General features: G+C 68.6%; 17 protein-coding genes and 3 pseudogenes. 15 read left to right on the top strand and 5 right to left on the bottom strand.

Annotated elements, in window-relative coordinates:
* Positions 1 to 88: 88 nt before the first annotated feature.
* The 3 genes from E4N62_RS26225 to E4N62_RS26215 all read left to right on the top strand — a co-directional run bounded on the left by E4N62_RS26225 (position 89) and on the right by E4N62_RS26215 (position 2,767).
* Positions 89 to 643: a copper chaperone PCu(A)C gene (locus tag E4N62_RS26225; RefSeq protein ID WP_230218639.1), complete on the top strand. Its 555-nt coding sequence runs from the start codon at positions 89 to 91 to the stop codon at positions 641 to 643.
* A gap of 217 nt (positions 644 to 860) precedes the next feature.
* Complete coding sequence (locus E4N62_RS26220; protein WP_230218636.1) at positions 861 to 2,165, top strand: SGNH/GDSL hydrolase family protein; 1,305 nt, start codon at positions 861 to 863, stop codon at positions 2,163 to 2,165.
* Positions 2,166 to 2,266: 101 nt separating this feature from the next.
* A complete protein-coding gene (locus tag E4N62_RS26215; protein WP_230218634.1) occupies positions 2,267 to 2,767 on the top strand; it encodes an Asp23/Gls24 family envelope stress response protein in 501 nt (166 codons plus the stop codon).
* A 379-nt stretch (positions 2,768 to 3,146) separates the two neighbouring features.
* Here E4N62_RS26215 and E4N62_RS26210 read toward each other — a convergent pair whose 3' ends face one another.
* The 3 genes from E4N62_RS26210 to E4N62_RS26200 form a co-directional block, all read right to left on the bottom strand.
* Positions 3,147 to 3,485, bottom strand: a complete 339-nt coding sequence (locus tag E4N62_RS26210; protein WP_230218680.1) for a hypothetical protein — start codon at positions 3,483 to 3,485, stop codon at positions 3,147 to 3,149.
* The gene (locus E4N62_RS26205; protein ID WP_374117066.1) at positions 3,416 to 3,826 is read right to left on the bottom strand and encodes a trehalase-like domain-containing protein; all 411 of its coding nucleotides are present in this window, start codon (positions 3,824 to 3,826) and stop codon (positions 3,416 to 3,418) included. Before E4N62_RS26205 ends, E4N62_RS26210 begins: the two co-directional genes overlap by 70 nt.
* A 226-nt stretch (positions 3,827 to 4,052) precedes the next feature.
* Positions 4,053 to 5,102, bottom strand: coding sequence for a S1C family serine protease (locus E4N62_RS26200; protein WP_230218632.1), 1,050 nt, complete (start codon positions 5,100 to 5,102; stop codon positions 4,053 to 4,055).
* Positions 5,103 to 5,666: 564 nt separating this feature from the next.
* On the opposite strand from E4N62_RS26200, the pseudogene E4N62_RS26195 reads away from it, so the two are divergent.
* The 4 genes and pseudogenes from E4N62_RS26195 (at position 5,667) to E4N62_RS26180 (ending at position 9,792) form a co-directional block, all read left to right on the top strand.
* Positions 5,667 to 6,727: pseudogene (locus E4N62_RS26195) on the top strand (PP2C family protein-serine/threonine phosphatase).
* A 717-nt stretch (positions 6,728 to 7,444) separates the two neighbouring features.
* Positions 7,445 to 8,797, top strand: a complete 1,353-nt coding sequence (locus E4N62_RS26190; protein ID WP_230218630.1) for a DUF2254 domain-containing protein — start codon at positions 7,445 to 7,447, stop codon at positions 8,795 to 8,797.
* Between the two features lie 444 nt (positions 8,798 to 9,241).
* Positions 9,242 to 9,451, top strand: coding sequence for a hypothetical protein (locus E4N62_RS26185; RefSeq protein WP_230218627.1), 210 nt, complete (start codon positions 9,242 to 9,244; stop codon positions 9,449 to 9,451).
* Positions 9,452 to 9,471: 20 nt separating this feature from the next.
* On the top strand, positions 9,472 to 9,792 hold the full coding sequence (locus E4N62_RS26180; protein WP_230218625.1) for a hypothetical protein: 321 nt from the start codon (positions 9,472 to 9,474) through the stop codon (positions 9,790 to 9,792).
* A gap of 140 nt (positions 9,793 to 9,932) precedes the next feature.
* Here the strand turns inward: E4N62_RS26180 and E4N62_RS26175 are convergent.
* A pseudogene (locus E4N62_RS26175) lies at positions 9,933 to 11,166 on the bottom strand (IS110 family transposase).
* A 476-nt stretch (positions 11,167 to 11,642) separates the two neighbouring features.
* Here E4N62_RS26175 and E4N62_RS26170 point away from each other — a divergent pair.
* Positions 11,643 to 11,918 (top strand): hypothetical protein, encoded by a 276-nt coding sequence (locus E4N62_RS26170; RefSeq protein ID WP_230218623.1) that lies wholly within the window; start codon positions 11,643 to 11,645, stop codon positions 11,916 to 11,918.
* Positions 11,919 to 12,421: 503 nt separating this feature from the next.
* On the opposite strand, the pseudogene E4N62_RS26165 reads toward E4N62_RS26170, so the two are convergent.
* Positions 12,422 to 12,813 (bottom strand): annotated as a pseudogene (locus E4N62_RS26165) (transposase); the annotation flags it as partial.
* Positions 12,814 to 13,153: 340 nt separating this feature from the next.
* Here E4N62_RS26165 and E4N62_RS26160 point away from each other — a divergent pair.
* The 7 genes from E4N62_RS26160 to iolD all read left to right on the top strand — a co-directional run bounded on the left by E4N62_RS26160 (position 13,154) and on the right by iolD (position 20,874).
* Entirely contained in the window at positions 13,154 to 14,158 is a 1,005-nt protein-coding gene (locus tag E4N62_RS26160) for a substrate-binding domain-containing protein (RefSeq protein ID WP_230218621.1), read from the top strand.
* Positions 14,159 to 14,163: 5 nt separating this feature from the next.
* On the top strand, positions 14,164 to 15,234 hold the full coding sequence (locus tag E4N62_RS26155; RefSeq protein WP_230218660.1) for an ABC transporter permease: 1,071 nt from the start codon (positions 14,164 to 14,166) through the stop codon (positions 15,232 to 15,234).
* 5 nt (positions 15,235 to 15,239) lie between these two features.
* Positions 15,240 to 16,151: an ATP-binding cassette domain-containing protein gene (locus E4N62_RS26150; RefSeq protein ID WP_230218619.1), complete on the top strand. Its 912-nt coding sequence runs from the start codon at positions 15,240 to 15,242 to the stop codon at positions 16,149 to 16,151.
* 116 nt (positions 16,152 to 16,267) lie between these two features.
* A complete protein-coding gene (iolC, locus tag E4N62_RS26145; protein WP_230218617.1) occupies positions 16,268 to 17,245 on the top strand; it encodes a 5-dehydro-2-deoxygluconokinase in 978 nt (325 codons plus the stop codon).
* A gap of 4 nt (positions 17,246 to 17,249) precedes the next feature.
* The gene (locus E4N62_RS26140) at positions 17,250 to 18,122 is read left to right on the top strand and encodes an aldolase (protein ID WP_230218614.1); all 873 of its coding nucleotides are present in this window, start codon (positions 17,250 to 17,252) and stop codon (positions 18,120 to 18,122) included.
* Entirely contained in the window at positions 18,119 to 18,991 is an 873-nt protein-coding gene (gene iolB, locus E4N62_RS26135; RefSeq protein ID WP_230218612.1) for a 5-deoxy-glucuronate isomerase, read from the top strand. Before E4N62_RS26140 ends, iolB begins: the two co-directional genes overlap by 4 nt.
* A complete protein-coding gene (gene iolD / locus E4N62_RS26130; protein ID WP_230218602.1) occupies positions 18,991 to 20,874 on the top strand; it encodes a 3D-(3,5/4)-trihydroxycyclohexane-1,2-dione acylhydrolase (decyclizing) in 1,884 nt (627 codons plus the stop codon). Before iolB ends, iolD begins: the two co-directional genes overlap by 1 nt.
* The last annotated feature ends 19 nt before the right edge of the window (positions 20,875 to 20,893 follow it).

Here is a 20,893-nt window from a genome sequence, read left to right as displayed (position 1 = left end):
GGTCCAAGAACTGACACGCGGCAGCGGTTCGCGTGGCATGCGTATGAACGGCGGCTCATGTGCCACCGGGACTACGGAGAGAAATGCCATGAACATGAGCTTGAGGACATCGAGACCCTGGCGTAGGGCAGTCGCGTTCCTTGTGGTGGGCTGTCTCGCCGTCGTCGTGGGCGCGACGGGGTGCGGCAGCGATGGGGGCGACTACAACCCACCTGGCGCCAACGCTCGTGTCGGACCGGTCCTGATTCGTTATGCCCACATTGCCGAACCCCCCGACGGCCCGTGGGAAAAGGGGGACGACGCGCCTTTCTACGTCTGGTTCTTCAATCAGGGGCAAGAGTCCGACAGGCTGCTCGGCGCGGAGACGACCGTCGCACGGTCCGTCGACATCGTGGACGCTGATGGCGCGGTGCGAGGACCGGTCGCGCTCCCCACCGGCAAGCTCGTCGAGCTGGAGAAGGGGCGCGCACACCTGCTGCTCAGAGACCTGCGCCAGCAGATCCGGGGCGGGGACTACGTGTGGATCACTCTGCGCTTCGAACGCGCTGGTGAGATCGCCCTGCAGGTGCACTCCCAGATCCCTACCTACGTCGACGACGACGCCACCGACGCACCTGGACTGACGTCCCCCTCACCGCAATGACGACCGCGACAGCGCGATGGCCACAGAGGGTGAGCAAGCGGGGAACCGTGCATACGGCCAAGCGGGTTCTTGGTGCATGCTTGTTCCCCGGCCGCCGCCGTGAACCAGGGCCCCGGCACCCCCGCCGCGCCGCGCCGAGAACACGGAAGCCGAACCGGTGAGGCTGAGGCGGCAACGACCCACACGGCACGAGCCCGGTCGAGGGCGGCGCCGGCTGATGATCGCCACTGCGTACGCCGTGGGCCTCACGGGGCTGGCACTGGCGGCGGTGTGGCTGGCCGTGCTGATCACCCCGCTGCAGCCGGTGTCCACGGCCGGCCAGACGGTTCGCGTGGGCGCCGCGCCGCTCACCTGGAGCCTGTCCGGCCCCGGCCAGCTCGATCTCTTCGGCCAGACGATCCCGACCAGACCACACTTCGACGGACCGATCAGGCCCCGGCTGGAGCTGACCCGCATCAGAGAGGACGCCGAAGTAGCCCGCCTCCTGCGATCCGGCGATCACGAACGGCTCACTCTGGAGGTGGGCCGGAAGCTGGCGTCCGGGTGGGTGCGCTACGGCGCCTGGGAGACCGCGGTGGCCGCCGGGCTGATGCTGCTCCCCCTGGCCGGCGGCCTCGCCCTGGTGAACGCAGTCAACGCCATCGGCTTCTACCTGCTGGCCTCCGACACCCCGCAGGCGCTGCGCGACGTACGGTCCCTGCAGGATCTGGTGGGCGACAGCCCTCCGGCCCCGGTCCCCCGGGCCGAAGGCCCGCCCCTGGGCGACGTACGGGCGGTAGCCCTGGGAGACTCGACCGCCGCGGGAAGCGGCAACCGCCCTCTGCCCGACCCCAGTGACCTCGACCGGGCATGCTGGCGCAGCGCGGACTCCTACCCGCAGGCGCTCGCCAGGGCCAACGACTGGAACGTACTCAACCTCGCCTGCTCCGGCGCCACCGTCCGCGACGGCATCCTCGGCGTGCAGATCCTCGGTGAACAGATCGCCCCGCCCCAGATCGCCCAGGCACAGCGAGCCGCCGAGGCGTCCGTCGTCCTGGTCAGCGTCGGAGCCAACGACGTGCGCTGGGCGGACCTGGTCCAGCTCTGCGCGATCTCTCCATCGTGCGACGACCGCGCGTCAACGGCGTTCTTCCAGGACCGGCTCGCCCGCTTCGCACTCGACTACCGCAGGCTCCTACGCATCCTGGCCACCCTTCCCCAACACCCAGCGGTAGTGGTCAACGAGTACTACGACCCCTTCGGCCCGGACGTCAGCTGCCTTGAGGACGAAGGTCTCACCCGGCAGAAGACACAGGTACTGCGCTCACGACTGGCCGCCCTCAACGCCATCCTGCGGAAAGGAGCCGAAGCCGCCGGCTTCACCACGGTGAAGCCGGACTTCGAAGGGCACCGGCTGTGCAGCGCCCAGCCGTACGTCCAAGGGCCGGCGGACCGCGCCCCGCTCCACCCGACGGCCGCCGGAGCCCTGGCCATCGCCCTCGCCCTCGCCGACCAGCAAGCCCTCCTCACCGACGCGAACTGACTGCCCGTCTGGCCACCTTTTTCCCATTAAGTCCGACTGGTCTAGCGTGGGAAGGGAAGACAACACTCGCAAACCCGCTCCGAGAGCGCGAGGTGACCGCCATGTCAGAGACCACGGACCGCACCGGCACCAACACGACGACGAGATCCCGCAACGAAACGGGCGAGAAGGGGACGACCCTGAAAGGCCGCAGGGGCACCGACGCTCCTCCGGGGATACGCGGAGACACCACGGTCGCTGACCGGGTCGTAGCCAAGATCGCAGGCATGGCGGCCCGTGAGATCCCCGAGATCCACAACCTCGGCGGAGGAATGGCCAGGGCGTTCGGGGCAGTGAAGGAACGCGTTCCTGGGGGCGGCAGCGACATCACCCGAGGGGTCAGTGTGGAGGTCGGCGAGCGTCAGGCGGCTGTGGACCTGGACATCGTCGTCGAGTATGGCGCCTCCATCGTCGACACCGCCGGGGACGTGCGCGCCAACGTCATCCAGGCGGTGGAGAGCATGACCGGTCTGGAAGTCGTGGAGGTGAACATCGCGGTCCACGACGTCCACCTGCCCGACGAAGAGGAGGAGTCCGAGCAGGGCGGCGGGCGCGTGGCCTGATCGTCGCACCTCTGACTCCCGGCCACCGGGACCCGCATATGCCCGTTCGTCGTTTTGCTGCACCGTCACTCGGCCCGCAGCCACGGCGGCTCCCACACGGACGGCCGGGTGGTACTCCGACCAGAACTTCGATCCTGCCCACCTCGCCCACCCCCAGGGTCAGCAGTGGAAGAGCAAGGACGACGCAACGACGGAAATACGGCTGCACAACGGAGCCCCCGGACGCTGATCAGCTGATCAGGCACGCGAGTCCTACCACCTGCTCCCGCGTGCCCCGTCGTCTTCGCCGGCTTGTACGGACGGCGATTTCGTCGAATTTGACCATGCGTGTGGAAGAAGCAGGCTCCATGACGTGCAACGTGCACCCGTAGATCCCCACCTACGACCAGGGCCCGCCCCAGCCCATAGCCCGTCGTTCACTCGGCACCGCTCGCCGTCGCCCAGCGGCCAGACCTAGCCAGGAGGCACCCATGACGCGCAGGATGGTTCCGGGGCCCTCGTGCCGGTGCCCGCCCTGCTCTCCTGCGGTCCGGCCCAGGTGGAAGTGCACCGCGTCGCCTGCGGAGACCTCGAACTCGGAAACAGCGTGGCCATCAGGGTGCACGTCGAAGTCGACGCCGGAGTCGACGGTCAGGTGGTCAGGTCCCGCTATGACCTGCAGTCGCCTGCCGTCCGGCCGCAACCAGGGCACGATGCCGCCGTAGTCGAAGCGTGACATGAAGCTGCTGCCATCGGCACGCGACCACGTACGCCCTCGACTCTGCGCATTACATCCGGCCAGCGGTTGCGGGTGGGCATGCAGTCGATGACGCGGACTTCTCCCTCCACGCAGGAGAAGCTGGTCTCCAGGACCAGGCTGTCACCGCGATACCACCCTGTCGCCGCGGGTGACAGGGACCAGTGGCCCTGCTCGGGCCTCCCGAGCAGGGCGGCGAAGCAGGCTCCGGAATCGAACCGCGGGAGACAGAGCCAGTCGATGGAGCCCCTCCGGCTCACCAGCCCGGCCGTGTACGTATCGCCGATCATGACGTAGTCCTCCAACGGTACGGACACCCGCATACCTCCTCACGTGGTACCCCGCCGGGATCCACGATGTATGCGATCTGCCGGGTACCGCCGTACCTGGATGGAAAACACAGCACCGGCGGGACCGGCACCACTGAGCTGCGCATCGACTTCATGGAAGGGGACGAGGAGTCCGCTGCAGGAGCCGGTCGGGGGCGAAGTGCTTGCAGATCCAGGGTGTCGGCCGGACCCTTTGATCACGCTGAGTCGGTCCGTTGATTCATGCCTCGCCCAATGTCACGTTCACCGCCCCCGGCTCTCCGTCCCGCAGGTACATCACCCGCACCGTCTCACCCGGTCTGCGCGACGCCAGCTCCTCGGCCAGGGAGGTGATGGTCCGGATCTCCGCGTCATCCACCTTCGTGATGATGTCCCCGCGCCGCAGTCCCGCCTTGTCCGCTGGGCCCCCCTCCGTCACCTCGACCACCGCTACACCCAAGGGCTCGTAGTTCTCATTGAGCACCGTGCGGGCCGTGATGCCCAGCGCCGCCCGGCCCGAGTCCGTGACCCTGCCATCCCTGATGAGCTGGTCGGCGATCTTCTTGACCGTCGAGGCAGGGATCGCGAATCCGATCCCTGGTGCCGCACTGTCGTCCAGCCCCGGATCCCTCGCCGCCAGCGTCGGGATGCCGATCACCTCACTGTCCAGATTGACCAACGCGCCCCCGCTGTTGCCCGGGTTGATCGGAGCCGAGGTCTGCACCATGTTGGCGATGGTCACCGTGGGGCCGCCACCTCCGCGGCTCTCGCTCACGGTGCGGCCGACCGCCGAGACAATGCCTTGGGTGACGCTGCCGGACAGGCCCAGCGGCGATCCCATGGCCAGTACGATCTGGCCCAATTCCACCTTCGACGAGTCGCCGAGCACTGCGGGCTTCAGGTCGGCAGGGACCCGGTCCAGCTTCACGACGGCCAGGTCCTGCTCCGGATAGGAGGCGACCAATTTCGCGGTCAGCGGCTGCTCGCCTGTCGCCACGGTGACCCTGAACTCTCTGGCGACACCGACCACATGCGCGTTGGTGACGATGTGCCCCTCGTCGTCGTAGACAATGCCCGAACCAAGACCTCGTCCCGTCTCGATCTGGACGACCGACGGCAGCACGTTGTCAATCACGGTCTGATAGTCGTTCTGCAGATCGTTCTCGGCCCTCTGAGCCGCCGCACGCGCAGGACTCGTCGGCGCCGGGCTACCGGAGCAGCCGCCGGCCAAGGCGACGACCGCGGCGGTCACTGGCAGCAGCAGACACAGGCGCGCAAGCCATGGAACCATGTCCGGAGTATCACATTTGTCAGGCCGGATCATGCGGCGCACACGAGGACCTGGTCTGAGGCAAGCGGCCTTCAGCCCAGGTGGGTCGGCGGTGGGTCGGCTCTGCAGTTGTCCGGTGCGGCGGGCACCTGAGCGGTCCTTCCCGCGCTGGTTGGCCCCGTGAGTTCTTCGACGGCGAGAAGCAGCCAGGCGGAGCTCTCCTTCGCCAGTGCTTTAACCAGTCGTGTGCGGTTCGCCCCGGAGCCCCCGCCTTCGGGGAGTGTGGACAAGCCCGCGCCCCGCCCCCGCCTAACCTTCCGCCGCTGCGGAGGTCAGCCCGCCGGCTGTGTACTGCGCGAGCAGCCAGCCGCGGCAACGCCCCACCGGCCAGTACCCACCCGCCCAGGAAAGCCGGTTGCCTCATCGCGTCTCCCCGAAGGTCGGGTGATGTCGGATCGCGGCCTCGGTTGGGTAGAGGGCCGCGACGAGAGCCGTCGCCGTAACAGCCACTGCATGGCTAAAAGTGTGGGAGGGGCGCCGGGGGTCTGAGGCGCTCCGGTGTCGCGAAGCCACTGGAGTACACCAATGACCGTGAAGAAGCCGCAGTCAGGTACCCGGGTGCTGTCCAGCATGCCGGTCGTAGTGATGGCGGTGGTGGCTTGTGTCGACATCATGGCCGGCCCCAGGGTGGGGCTGCTGCCGCTGGTGTCGCTCGGGCCGGCGTTCGCGGGGTTGGTCGGAGGCTGGCGCCGTACGGCAGTGATCGGCGCGGGGGCGTTCCTGCTGTGTGTGGGGCTCGGCCTCTACAACGGACTGTTCGAGGAGCGCCGGGGTTTCGCGGCCATGGGGTCAGTGGCGGGGGTCACCGGCGCTGGGATCGCGGCCGCTGCGATGCGCTCCCGCCGGGAGGCGGAACTGGCCAGCGTGCGCTCGATCGCGGAGGCCGCCCAGCGCGTGCTCCTGCGACCGGTCCCCCTGACAGCCGGCCCCTTGCGGCGGCGGTGTCGTACACCTCGGCCGTCGCGGAGGCACGGATCGGGGGAGATCTGTACGAGGTGGTTTCCTCCCCCCCCCATGGGATCCGAGTAATCGTGGGCGATGTGCAGGGCAAAGGGCTGGCCGCGGTCGAGACGGCCGCCGTAGTGCTCGGCGCCTTCCGGGAAGCGGCCCATGACGAACCCGACCTGCTGGGACTCGGTGAACGGCTGGAGCGCAGTGCGGCACGGGAGTTGGAGGATGAGAAGTTCGTGACGGCGATCCTCGCCGAGGTCAGTTCCGACCATGAGGTTGTCTTCCTGAACTACGGCCATCCGGCACCGATGCTCGTACGCCGGAACAGCACCGCCGAGTTCCCGCAGCCCGCCTCGTACGCGCTTCCCCTGGGACTGGGCACACACGGAACCGAGAGCCCGGAGCCCTTCCGTGTGAGGTTCGGGCCGGGTGATCAGCTGCTGCTGTACACCGACGGCGTCACCGAGGCCCGTGACGACCACGGCCACTTCTATCCGCTCGCCGAGCGGGCCGATCTGCTCAAGGACCCCAACGCGCACCGTGCCCTGGAAGCGCTGCGCGAGGACGTGGCGCGACACGCCGCCGGCCCGCCGCATGACGATGCCGCGATGCTGCTGCTGCGCTACCGCAGTTAGCCATCGGCGTGCGCGCGGTGGAGAGATCGCATGCCGGAGCCCGAAGCCCCCGGGAGGGCCTGTGTTGACGCGCTCTCTTCGCCTTCCGCGTACCGGCAGGGTGTCGTCGACCACGGCGCCTGTCCGCCACAGAGGCGGCTGGTAGCCCGGAAGGCAATGACCGCTGTGCATATGGTGAGGACCACGGCGCGGTCACGTGGCAGGAGGGGAAGCTCGCTGTCGACGGCAGCTCGGAGGTCCGACGCGGAACGTCCGGCCGGTGGCGGGCCACCAGTACGGGAAGAGCGTCACCTGACCCACCAGTGCCGGGCCGAGCAGGACCAGCGGTGCCGCAAGCTACGAGGCACGGTCACTGCGAGCGTGCCGACTACGGCGACGCATGCCGCGATCCCCAGGGCGCCCCCGAGAATCCGCATCCCCTCGGCGATGTCATTCATCCAGGGGGTGCTCATGTTCGCCAGACCCTGCGCAACCGCTCGGTCTCAGCCACGCGGGTGTGCGCCCCCTCTGGCCTCCGGCCCTCTGCCGAGGATCCCCACGCCGTACAGGGCGCCGGCGACCAGTGTCCAGGCGATCAGAAGTGGCGTTTCAGCGTTCGCCCGAGTTGTCACGGTCTGTACCGTGGGCTCGTGCCAATGCCCAAGCACTTGCCCACTCCTCCCGCCTCGGCGGCCCCCTCGCTCCCGACCGGGCTACCGACTCACATCCCCTGTGCCCATGCGTGACACGCTCCGGGCGCAGCTGTGGCCGCTACCGACGCTGGGAGTCACGCTCGCCGTCGTCGCAGGCGTGGGAATGCCGCGGGTGGACAAACGAACCCAGCACGACATGCCGTCCTGGCTGAGGGACTACCTGTTCAGCGGCAACTCGGACGCCGCGCGCTCGGTGCTGGAGGCGATCGCCGGCTCCCTGGTCACGGTCACGGCACTGACCTTCTCGCTCACGGTGCTGACGCTGCAACTGGCAAGCAGCCAGTTCTCCCCGCGCCTGCTGCGGACCTTCACCGCCGACCGGTACGTCCAGACGACTCTGGCACTCTTCCTCACCACGTTCACCTACGCCCTGACCGTGCTGCGCACCGTACGCACCGGCGAGGACGAGCAGAGCGACTTCGTCCCGCAACTGTCGGTCACGGTGGCCTTCCTGCTCACGCTGGCCAGCATGCTCGCCCTCGTGCTCTTCCTGTCGCACCTGGCGCGAGAGATCCGCGTCGAGACGATGATGAGCAGCGTCCACTCCGCCGCCGACCGCACCATCCAACGGCTCCTCCCGGACATGAAGGACACGCCACGTGGGGACCCAACTGCCAGAAACCATCGTGGCGCACCACCGGAACCACCCGCGAACGCGCTGCCCCTGACCGTCGGCGCTTCCGGCTTCTTGACTTCCGTGGACGAGGAAAGCCTTCTGAAGGCAGCCATGGAAGCCGACGCCGTCCTGCTCATCGACCGCAGCCCCGGAAGCTCTCTGATCCGCGGAACACCCATGGGAGCCGCCTGGCCACGCGCCGGCGAGCCGTTCGCCCTCCAGACACGGGCACGTCTGATCGAAGCAGCCGCCGAAGCAGTGATCACCGGTGCCGAACGCACCGACCTCCAGGACATCGCCTTCGGCCTGCGGCAGCTCACCGACATCGCCGCCAAAGCACTCTCCCCCGGCGTCAACGACCCGACGACCGCTATCCACGCCCTGTCCCACTCCTCCGCGCTGCTGTGCGAGCTGGCGCAGCGCGACCTCGGCTCCCACCTGCTGTTCGACGACGACCAGCAGGTCAGAGTGGTGCTGCGACGCCCGAACCTGGACGACCTGCTGGATCTGGCGGTGACCCAACCGCTGCGCTACGGCGCCGCCGAGCCCGCCGTCCTCGCCCGCATCGCGATGCTGCTGCGCGAGCTCGCCTGGAGCAGCGCACCCGACCGGCATCCGCCCGTCGTCGCCGCACTCACCACGCTGCGCTCCACCATCGAGGCCCAAAATCTCCACCCCGCCGAGCGCGTCGGGCTGACCGAGCTGACCCAGCGCGTAGAACAGGCGCTGGCCGGGCGCTGGGCGCACAGCCCCGCCCCCTGACCGCATGGCCGGGTGCCGCCGTTCGCCGACCGACGGGTGACACACCCGGCGTCGGGGGGTGTGTTCCTGGTGCACGCCGACTGTTGCCGGCCTCCGGCAGCCGTGCACCCTGCCTGCTGCACTTCTGCCCTCATCGATGCCGGTGCGCCAGGCCGTGGAGCCCTGGTCCCCTTACCGTGCCCGCCTCCCTCACATCGGCGCGTCTTCACGGCACCCGTACCCAACCGGCTCCCCGAGGAGAAACGCCCGGTGTGCATCCGATGCCCTTCTGCTGCGGTGTCGGCCACCGCCGCACCGGGCCGGGTTCCGCGCCTGGTCGGTACCTGCACCTCCGCAACCGCGACCGCACCCTTCTCTACGGCGCCCCCGTCGGGTGGCGGGCTCTGCGGAACACGGACGTGCGTGGCACGACTACTCGGCGCCGAGAGGGGCAGTCGGCGCTCTATGCCCCACGTTCGGGCTCGTGCCGCGCGGTTCACCGCCGACGCCGTCCGTGCCACGGCGCTGGTCAGCGCCATCACTGTCGCCGCCACCTCCGGGGACGGCGCCGTATACCTGGGCCTGCTGTTCCTCGTCCTGCTCGTGCCCCGCGCCACCCGGCTCCCGGCTCCCGGCTCCCGGCACCCCTCGACCTCGTCTTCTGCGCGGCACTGACCTGGGCCACATGGTCCTCCGTGGGCCACTGGTACCGCGTGGCCGACTGGTACGACACCGTCGTGCACTCCATCACACCCGGCGCCACGGCGGCCACGCTGCACCTGCTGCTGTCCAAGTGGCGGCTGCTGCCCGCGCCCGGTGACCCAGCCCTGCGCCGCCCCGCCGGCCCGCTGATCACCGCCGCTCTGGGAACCACGATCGCGGCCGTGTGGGAAATGTACGAGTGGCTGGCCACCGAAGTGGCCCACCAAGAGATCCCGGTCGGCTACACCGACACGGTCGCCGACCTCACCGCCGGGCTCGGTGGATCCCTTGCCGCGGGGCTCCTGCTGCTCTGATGCGCACTACGCCACCCGCCCGGGCAGAAGAAGGACCACATCGTCCTCTGACGCGTAAATAGGAGCAGGTCAGGAGGGGTGTGGGCAGGGCTGGGTGCCCGGTGGCTGTGGAGGCCGTCGGGTGTCCGGGCTCGGGGCGGTCAGGCTGGGGCTTCCATCGGGTTGAGCGTGACGGTGTAGCCGAGCTGGTTCAATGCGGTGATCGCACGGCGGGTGGCGCGTTCGGGGTCCCGCTGGGTGAAGTAGGTGCCGCCGAGTTCGTGGATCGGTGAGCATGTGCCAGACCGCGGTGATGATCGAGTGCTCAATGGCGACCAGGGCCTTCAGCGGGCCGCGACGTGCGGCCAGCCGCTTGTAACGGTCCTGCAGATAGCAGTCCTTGGTTCGCGCCGCGCTGAACGCCGCGATTCCGAGGGCGCCTTTGAGGTAGGGGTTGCCGGGCCGGACCTTGGTGCTCTTGGTGCGGCCGGCGGACTCATGGTGGCCGGGGCAGACCCCGGCCCAGGAGGCGAGGTGCTTGGCCGAGGTGAACCGGGCCATGTCCCCGCCGGTCTCCGCGATGATCACGTCGGCGACTCCCCGGTTGATGCCGGGGATGGTGTCGAGCAAGTCCAGCGCGGGACGAAAGGGGGTCATCGCCTCCTCGATCCGCCCCGTGAGCTGGTCGATCATGGCGGTGAGCTGGTCGTACTGGTCCAGATACAGCCGGGCCAGGAAGGCGTGGTGTTCGCGGAAGCGTCCCGTGAGTGCTTCGGTGAGCTCGGGGATCTTGTTGCGGAGCTTGCGTTTGGCGAGGTCGGCGAGGATCTGCGGGTCGCGTTCTCCGCGGATGAGGGCTTCGAGCATGGCCCGGCCGGAGACGCCCATGATGTCGGAGGCGACCGCGGAGAGCTTGATCCCGGTGTCCTCCAGCAGCTTCTCCAGGCGCTGGACTACACGGCCGCGTTCGCGCGTGGTGACGGTGCGGGCTCGAGTCAGATCCCGCAGTTCACGCACCGGCTGCGGCGGGACGAAGGAGGGACGGACCAGCCCGTGGGCGCCGAGCTGGGCCAGCCAGGCGGCATCCGAGACGTCGGTCTTGCGGCCGGGCAGGTTCTTGACCTGCCGCGCGTTGACCAAAATGACCTTCAGATCCTCGGCCAGCACGTAGTAGTAAGGCTTCCGGTAGTCCGAGGTGGCCTCGATCACCACGAGCGTCACCTGCGCGGCAAGCAGATGATCCCGCAGGGCCAGGACCGCGTTGGCCGTGGCGCCCCAGGTCGTGGTCTCGGTCGTGAAGGACCCCCGGCGCCGGGCACTCGGCGTCCGGACGCACACCTTGGCGTCCTTCCTGCTGATGTCCATCCCCGCGCAGCGTTCGTGCAGCACGTCCACGGCCCGCTCCTTCCATCCATGAAGGGCCAGGAGGAACGCCGTCCCGGGAGGGCCGGGGTGGATCAGGAATTCTGACGCACGTGCTCACAGCAACGCTCCACGGTCCCCGTGGTCGGCCCTCAGCACCATGCTGACCAGCGAGCTGCGCAGCATCACAGAGGCATCGGTTTCGGCCGGAACGACCACTTCACGATCCCGAACAGGGCCCGTCCCTCATCAGGGCAGACAGAAGCATCTCCGGCGCGTGCCACGGCATTTACCACGCCCCCGGCGCGCACCGAAGGTGCGCTGGACTGCTGACCAGATGAAACGCGTCACGCGCGTTGTCGACAGGCCGGCAGGCCCCGAAGGCATGCCCGCAGAAGGACCGATGCTCGGCGCCCCGCATTTTCCGCGCATCGTTTTTGTGTCCTGGGCAGGACTGTGGGGTACACGGTCAGCGTCGCGAGTACCAGTGGAACAGTTCCCTCGAGGAGATGACCCAGATGATCGTCCTCGGATTGCTCCTCCTGGCGGCCACAGGGGTCTTCACCGGCCTGGTGATCGCCGACAACCTCTCCGGCGGGCCCGAGTACACCGTGTCCGTACTCGGTCAGGACATCGCCACCATGAACGCGCTGGCCATCTTCTGCTCCGGCCTGGCCCTCGCACTGATCTTCTGTCTGGGCCTCAGCGCGGCAAGCACAGCCATCCATCGCCACCGCGCGCACCCTCGCGCGCACACGCCTCACCCTGGCAGCCCCGACCACTGAGGGACAGGCGCTCCACACCTGCATGTCCTCGATCAATGTGCCGGAAAGCACGTCTTGTCCGCAGCCAGCGCTGTGCTTCGGTCACACGATGCGGCCTTCTGTGGCGAACAGCCGCCTTGCGGAGGGCCTGTGCGTAGTCGTACCCCACCGCAGGCAGGGGGCTTCCGGCTCGTTCTCCACCGGGGCACCGCAGTCAGCCAGGACGCAGAGTGCCGCCTCCAGTTCGCATTCTGTCTCGCTTCCATGGGCGGCCCCGCGCCAGACGCCCGCCACGTCGGCCAGCCCGGACCATACGAGCGCCTCCCTCGTGCGGCAGATCCACCGCCCCCACCCGCACGAAGCACCCACCGCTCCACCCTCCCAAGCTGAAGCTGACGAGTACCGACGGGAGTCGTCCCGCGGCATTGGTGGTGCCGGAAGAAGACTTCACGTTGTAGTCGGCGCTGCCCGGATCTGTGTAGCGAACGGCCCTGTCTCACATTCGGTGGTGACGGAGCGTGCCGCTATCCGAGGAGGATGCGGTGCCGAAGCAGGGTGAAGCCTGCTCGTCCGTGCATCTGGCGTGCGATCCGCTTGGTCTTGGTGTTGACGCCCTCGGTGGGGCCGTTGCTGTATGGAAGCGTGAGCCCGGCGATCACGGCGTCGACGTCCCGGTCCAGCCCCGGGTGAAGGCATGTAGATGGGGCAGGTCGGCTGCTCGGACTTGGGCGATCCAGCGCGTGAGCGAGTCGGCGTTGTCGACGCCCTGGTCGAGCAGCCCGTGGACCTGGTGCCAGCGTTCCAGGGTCGTCTGGGCGCGGGGCCCGTCGTAGATGGGCGCGTCCAGCACGGTGGCCCAACAGGTGCTGTGCGCCTTGACCTCGCTCAGAGCGGCTTCGCACAGGTTGTGCCACACAGTACTGGTGGGCCGTCGGCGAGGTGCCTGCTGAGCAGGAGCGAACGCCCGACATCCTCGAGATCACGTCGGCGGCCAGGCAGTCCATGTTGTCGATACGTCCTGACAAACCTCTTGACATCGCCAGCGGGGCATCCAATAGTACGGGCATCTAGAACGTACTAGTAGCACGTTCTAGATGCTGCCGAGCCGCACACACCCATTGGCTGCCGCAGACGACACCTTCCGCCGCACACGGCGTTCTCATCAACCGCTCGCCCGCGCCACTCGGCCGGGCGCGGGCCTTCCCGAGGCCGGAACCCCATTCCCACCCTGATCAGCACAGCGAGGTGCAAGGGACATGCACAGACACCACAGAGCCGCCGCACTGGCCGCCACCGTTCTCACCGGTGCTCTTCTCGCCACCGGCTGCTCCAGCAGCTCAGGGGGCAAGAAGTCCGAGGAGACCGCGAACGGCGCGTCGGCGGGCAAGGCCACCACGCCCCGCATGACCGTCGCGCTGGTCACCCACCAGGCCCCCGGCGACACCTTCTGGGACACCGTCCGCAAGGGCGCCGAGGCCGCCGCGGCCAAGGACAACATCAAGCTCGTCTACTCCGCCGACCCCAACGCGGGCAACCAGGCCAACCTGGTGCAGAACGCGATCGACCAGAAGGTCGACGGCATTGCCGTCACGCTGGCCAAGCCGGACGCCATGAAGTCCGTCCTGGCCAAGGCGCAGCAGGCCGGCATACCCGTGACCGGCCTCAACGCCGGCCTGAGCCAGTGGAAGAGTCTGGGCCTCCTGGAGTACTTCGGCCAGGACGAGACCGTGGCGGGCGAGGCGTTCGGCAAAAAGCTCAATGACATCGGCGCCAAGCACGCCGTCTGCGTCGTCCAGGAACAGGGCAACGTCGCCCTGACCCAGCGCTGCGACGGCGTGAAGAAGACCTTCTCCGGCAAGACCGACGTCCTCTACGTCAACGGAGCCGACATGCCGTCGGTGAAGTCGACGATCACCGCCAAGCTCTCGGCAGACAAGTCCATCGACGAGGTGGTCACGCTTGCCGCGCCGATCGCGCTGACCGCCACGCAGTCGGTCTCGGACGCTGGCAGCAAGGCGAAGGTCGCCACCTTCGACCTCAACAAGGACCTCATCAAGGCCATCCAGAAGAACTCCATCCAGTTCGCCGTCGACCAGCAGCCCTACCTCCAGGGCTACCTGGCCGTCGACGCGCTGTGGCTCTACAAGAACAACGGCAACTACAGCGGCGGCGGTGAGCAGCCCGTGCTGACCGGCCCGGCCTTCGTCGACAAGTCCAACGTCGACGAGGTCGCCGCCTTCGCCGCAAAGGGAACCCGGTGACGAGCATGACCCAGTACGCCGAGCCGGCGGTGACCACACCGTCGGCCCCCGGCCCCAAGGACACCGACGGGCGCACCGCCGAACGGTCCATGATCGTAAGGCTGTTGGCCCGCCCCGACGTGGGCGTCTTCCTCGGTGCCGTGGCCGTCTACGTGTTCTTCCTGATCGCGGCGCCGCCGGTGCGCGACGCCAGCTCGATGGCGAACATCCTCTACCAGTCCTCCACCCTGGGCATCGTGACCGTCCCGGTGGCACTGCTGATGATCGGCGGCGAGTTCGACCTGTCGGCCGGCGTCGGAGTGATCACTTCGGCGCTGACCGCGAGCATGACCGCCTACCAGCTGAGCATGAACGTCTGGGCCGGCGTCATCGCCGCCCTGATCGTGTCGCTGGCGATCGGCTTCTTCAACGGCTGGATGCTCGTCAAGACCGGACTGCCGAGCTTCCTGGTCACCCTGGGCAGCTTTCTGAGCCTGCAAGGGGTCAACCTCGCGGTGACCAAGCTGGTCACCGGCAACGTCGCCACCGACGACATCAGCAACATGGACGGCTTCGACCGGGCCAGGAAGGTCTTCGCCTCCAGCTTCGACATCGGCGGCGTCCAGGTGAAGATCACCGTCTTCTGGTGGCTGCTGTTCGCGGCGACCGCCACCTGGGTGCTGCTGCGCACCAAGTACGGCAACTGGATCTTCGCGGTCGGCGGCAACAAGGAGTCGGCCCGCGCGGTCGGCGTCCCGGTCGCCTTCACGAAGATCTCGCTGTTCATGTTGGTCGGCGTCGGCGCCTGGTTCGTCGGCATGCACCAACTGTTCTCGTTCAACACCGTGCAGTCCGGCGAGGGCGTCGGCATCGAGCTGATCTACATCTCCGGCGCGGTGATCGGCGGCTGCCTGCTGACCGGCGGCTCTGGTTCCGCAATCGGCCCGGTCTTCGGCGCGTTCATGTTCGGCATGGTGCAGCAGGGCATCGTCTACGCCGGCTGGAACCCCGACTGGTTCAAGGCCTTCCTCGGCGTGATGCTCCTTGGCGCTGTCCTGATCAATCTGTGGGTCCAGCGCACAGCGACCCGGAGGTGACCCGAATGACAACCAACGAAACCGGCACCCACGGCGCTGTCCTCGCGGACAGGGCCCCCGAGAAGAACTCCCCGGTCGTCGAACTGCGCAACGCGGGCAAGGCGTACGGCAACATCCGTGCCCTGCACGGCGTGAGCCTGACGGTGCATCCCGGCCAGGTCACCTGCGTGCTCGGCGACAACGGCGCCGGCAAGTCCACCCTCATCAAGATCATCTCCGGGCTGCACCAGCACACCGAGGGCGAGTTCCTCGTCGACAACACCCCGGTGCGCTTCTCCACCCCGCGCGACGCGCTCGACAAGGGCATCGCCACCGTCTACCAGGACCTGGCGACGGTCCCGCTGATGCCGGTGTGGCGCAACTTCTTCCTCGGCTCCGAGATGACCAAGGGCCCCTGGCCCGTGCGCCGCCTCGACATCGAGAAGATGAAGAAGACCGCGGACGAAGAGCTGCGCAACATGGGCATCATCCTGGACAACCTGGAGCAGCCCATCGGCACCCTGTCGGGCGGCCAGCGCCAGTGCGTGGCGATCGCCCGCGCCGTCTACTTCGGCGCCCGCGTGCTGATCCTGGACGAGCCCACCGCCGCCCTCGGAGTCAAGCAGTCCGGCGTCGTGCTGAAGTACGTCGCCGCCGCCCGCGACCGCGGCCTGGGCGTCATCTTCATCACCCACAACCCGCACCACGCCTACATGGTGGGCGACCACTTCAGCGTGCTGCGCCTGGGCACCATGGAACTCTCCGCCGAGCGCAGCCAGATCACGCTCGAGGAGCTGACCAACCACATGGCCGGCGGCGCCGAACTCGCCGCACTCAAGCACGAGTTGTCCCAGGTCCTCGACGTCGACGTCGAGGAACTCCCCGAAGAGGCCGACCTCACCGCACCCGTAGCAGTCACCGAGGAAGCCGCCTCCTGATATCCGTGGCGGCCGGCCCCGCCCACACGTCTCCGCCACCGACGGGCGCAACCAACTCAGACGCCAAGTCCACCTCTCCACCCCCGGAGTCTCCGGAGCGAAGGGAAATCAGTGCTATGCCGTTCGAAGTGCTGACCATTGGCCGCGTGGGAGTGGATGTCTATCCACTTCAGACCGGCGTGGGGCTGGCGGAGGTCACCTCGTTCGGCAAGTATCTCGGGGGTAGCCCGACCAATGTGGCGGTGGCCGCGACCCGGTACGGGCACTCCTCGGCTGTGATCACAAAGACGGGCAGGGACCCGTTCGGGGACTTCGTCCGGCAGGCACTGGAGAGCTACGGCGTCGACAGCCGGTTCGTCGGTACGTCGGACATCGCACCGACGCCGGTGACCTTCTGCGAGATCTTCCCACCGGATGACTTCCCGCTGTACTTCTACCGGCTCCCAAAGGCCCCCGACCTGGACATCACCGCTGGTGAGCTGGACCTGGGGGCAGTACGGGACGCGGCGGTCCTCTGGGTGACAGGTACCGGGCTCAGCGAGGAGCCGAGCCGCTCGGCCACGCTGGCCGCCCTCGCTCACCGGGCCAAGGCGGGGACGACGGTCTTCGACCTGGACTGGCGGCCGATGTTTTGGGCCGACCCGAACCAGGCGCGCGGGTTCTACGCGCAGGCCCTGCGGCACACGACGGTTGCTGTGGGCAACCTTGACGAGTGCGAGGTGGCCACCGGCGAGCATGAGCCGTATGCGGCGGCGAAGGCGCTACTGGCCGCCGGAGTGGAGCTGGCCATAGTCAAGCAGGGCCCCAAGGGGGTCCTGGCCATGGACCGGGACGGTTCTACCGCCGAGATCCCGCCGGTTCCGGTGGAGGTCGTCAACGGGCTCGGCGCCGGAGACGCCTTCGGCGGCGCGCTGTGCCACGGCCTGCTGTCGGGCTGGGACACCCGCCGCACCGTGATCTTCGCCAACGCCGCCGGCGCCATTGTCGCGAGCCGACTTTCCTGCTCCGACGCGATGCCGACCGAGGCCGAGGTCGACGCCAAGCTCGGCGAGGCGGCCGGAACATCCACCAACGACTCCCAGCAAGAGGTGTGACGACGTGCTGTCCGAGAATGTGAGCCGGGTCGTGAACGCCCGGGTGAGCGACCCCGGCGCCGTCGCGGCCGCCGCTGCGCGCCGGGTGAAGGCTCCCTCCCTGCTCGGCGAGCACGGCAAGGCGATGATCATCGCCGCCGACCACCCTGCCCGCGGCGCCAACGGCGTCGGCGGGGACCCGAATGCGATGGCGGACCGGTTCGAACTGCTGGAGCGCCTGTGCATCGCGCTGGAGCGGCCCGGCGTGACCGGTGTCCTGGGAACCGCGGACATCCTCGAGGACCTGCTGCTGCTCGGCGTGCTGGACGGTAAGAGCGTCTTCGGCTCCATGAACCGGGCGGGCCTGGCCGGTTCGGTGTTCGAGATCGATGACCGGTTCACCGGCTACGACGCCGCCACGATCGCCGCCATGGGCTTCGACGGCGGCAAGATGCTCACCCGCATCGCGCTGGGCGACCCCGCCACACCGGCCCTCCTGGAGAACAGTGCCCGAGCGATCGATGAGCTGAATGACCGTCAGCTCATCGCGATGGTCGAGCCGTTCCTGTCCGCCTGGCAGGACGGGAAGATCCGCAACGATCTGTCCACCGATGCCGTCGTCAAGTCCGTCACCATCGCCTCGGGGCTCGGCCGGCGTACCGCCTACACCTGGCTCAAGCTTCCGGTGGTGGAGGACATGGGACGGGTGCTGGCCTCTTCCACCCTCCCGGCGCTGCTGCTGGGCGGCGAGGTCAAGGACGCGGACGCGGCCTTCGCCTCATGGGGCAAGGCGTTGCAGCAGCCGACCGCGCAAGGGCTCGTCGTGGGCCGGTCTCTGCTCTACCCCTCGAACGGTGACGTCGCCGGTGCGGTGGACAAGGCGGTGAGCCTGCTGTGAGTAAGTACCACCTGCCGACGGGGACTTCTTCCGATGGCCCCTATGACCTCCTGGTCACGCCGGAGTCGGCGGGCTGGGGATACTCCGGCCTGAGGATCCTGACCCTCAAGCCGGGCGAGGCACACGCCGTATCCACCGGCGACTCCGAGTTCCTGGTCCTGCCGCTGACAGGCTCCTGCACCGTCACCGCGGACGGCAGCGTCTTCGAACTCACCGGTCGGACAGGCGTGTTCGCCTCGGTCACCGACTTCGCCTACCTCCCCCGCGAGTCGGAGGCCCTGATCAGCAGTGCGGCCGGCGGCCGGTTTGCACTGCCCAGCGCCCGTACCGGGCGGAGCTCACTCTCCGCCCGGTACGGGTCCAAGGAGAACGTGCCCGTGGAGCTGCGCGGTGCCGGGGCCTGCTCAAGGCAGGTGAACAACTACTGCCTGCCGGGCACCTTCGAGGCCGAGCAGCTGCTGGTCTGCGAGGTCCTCACACCCGGCGGCAACTGGTCGTCGTATCCGCCGCACAAGCACGACCAGGCCCGGCCCGGCCAGGAGTCGGAGCTGGAGGAGATCTATTACTTCGAGGTCTCCGGCGGCGAGAACGGCTTCGGCTACCAGCGGGTGTACGGGACCGCCGAGCGGCCGATCGACGTGCTGGCCGAGGTGCGTTCCGGGGACACGGTGCTGATCCCGCACGGCTGGCACGGGCCGTCCATCGCCGCGCCCGGCTACGACCTGTACTACCTCAACGTCATGGCCGGCCCCGGCCCAGACCGTGCCTGGCTGATCTGCGACGACCCCGCCCATGGCTGGGTGCGTTCGACCTGGGACGCCCAGGACATCGATGACCGGCTGCCGTTCGCGGCCGAGGAGAACCACTGATGAACAAGATCAGACTGACCACCGCTCAGGCCCTGGTGCGTTTCCTGGCGAACCAGTACAGCGAGCGCGACGGCCAGGAGCAGCGCCTCATCCCCGGGGTGTGGGGCATCTTCGGGCACGGCAACGTGGCCGGCATCGGCCAGGCGCTGCTGCAAGCGGCCACGACCGGCGAGGCCGACCTGCCCTACTACCTCGCCCGCAACGAGCAGGGCATGGTCCACGCCTCAGTGGCCTACGCCAAGATGCGCGACCGGCTGGCCACCTTCGCCTGCACCGCCTCCACCGGCCCCGGCTCCACCAACATGATCACCGGCGCGGCGCTGGCCACCACGAACCGGCTGCCGGTCCTGCTGCTGCCCTCTGACATGTTCGCCACCCGCGCCGCCGACCCGGTGCTGCAACAGCTGGAGGACACCCGCGCCGGGGACGTCACCGTCAACGACGCCTTCCGCGCCGTATCCAAGTACTTCGACCGCATCTCGCGGCCCGAGCAGCTCATCCCGGCCGCCCTTGCGGCCATGCGGGTGCTGACCGACCCGGTCGAAACAGGTGCCGTCACCCTCGCGTTGCCGCAGGACGTGCAGGCCGAGGCGTACGACTGGCCGGTGTCGTTCTTCCGGCGGCGGGTGTGGCACGTGGGACGCCCGGTGCCGGAGGCGGCCGCCGTCGAGCGGGCCGCCCGTCTGCTGCGCAATGCCCGCAAGCCGCTGATCGTGGCGGGCGGCGGGGCCGTGTACTCCGGCGCCGAGACCGTGCTGCGCGCGTTCGCCGAAGCCACCGGGATCCCGGTCGCCGACACCCACGCCGGCAAGGGCGCCGTCCCCTGGGACCACCCCTACTCCGCCGGCGGCATCGGCTCCACCGGCTCGTATGCCGCCAACGAACTCGCCCGCGAGGCGGACGTGGTGCTCGGCATCGGCTCCCGCTACTCCGACTTCACCACCGCCAGCCACACCGTCTTCGGCAATCCGGACGTCACCTTCGTCAACCTCAACGTGGCCCGCCTGGACGCCGTCAAACACTCGGCGGAGCCGATGGTCGCCGACGCCCGGCTCGGCATCCAGGCCCTCGCCGGAGCGCTGGACGGCTGGGAGGTCGAGGAGACCTACCGCCGTCACATCCGCCAGCTGATCGCCCGGACGCGGCAGATCGAGGACGAGTGCTTTGCTCCCGAGCGGAACACCGGCGATCTACCCGCCCAGACGCAGATCCTCGGCGCCCTGAACGAGGTCCTCGGCGACCGTGACGTGGTCATCAACGCGGCCGGCTCCATGCCCGGCGACCTGCAGCAGCTGTGGCGCGCCAGAGACCCGAAGGCCTACCACGTCGAATACGCCTATTCCTGCATGGGATATGAGGTCGCCGCCGGTGCCGGTGCCAAGATGGCCGACCCGACCCGCGAGGTCGTCGTGCTGGTCGGCGACGGCTCGTATCTGATGATGGCCCAGGAGATCGTCACCATGGTCTCCGAGGGACTGAAGGTCATCATCGTGCTTGTCCAGAACCACGGCTTCGCGTCGATCGGTTCGCTGTCGGAGTCACTCGGCAGCCAGCGCTTCGGCACCAAGTACCGGTTCCGCGACGGCGATTCGGGCCTCCTCGACGGCGACGTCCTCCCGGTCGACCTCGCCGCCAACGCCTCCTCCCTCGGCGCGGACGTCCTGCACGCAACGTCGGTGGAGGAGTTCCGGGCGGCGATGGAGAAGGCCAGGGCCGCCACCCGCACCACCGTCGTGCACGTCGAGACTGATCTCTACGGCCCCAACCCGCCCGGCCACGGCTGGTGGGACGTCCCGGTCAGCGAAGTCTCCGCCCTGGAGAGCACCCGCACCGCACACGAGACGTACTCCGCGAACAAGCGCGCCCAGCGGCACTACCTGTAACTCCCGTACCCGCAAAGGA

The organism is Streptomyces sp. MNU76 (genome assembly GCF_020982545.1).
Lineage (GTDB): Bacteria > Actinomycetota > Actinomycetes > Streptomycetales > Streptomycetaceae > Streptomyces.
Note: the sequence above shows the minus strand (reverse complement) of the source record. Positions and strands in the feature narration are given on the sequence as shown.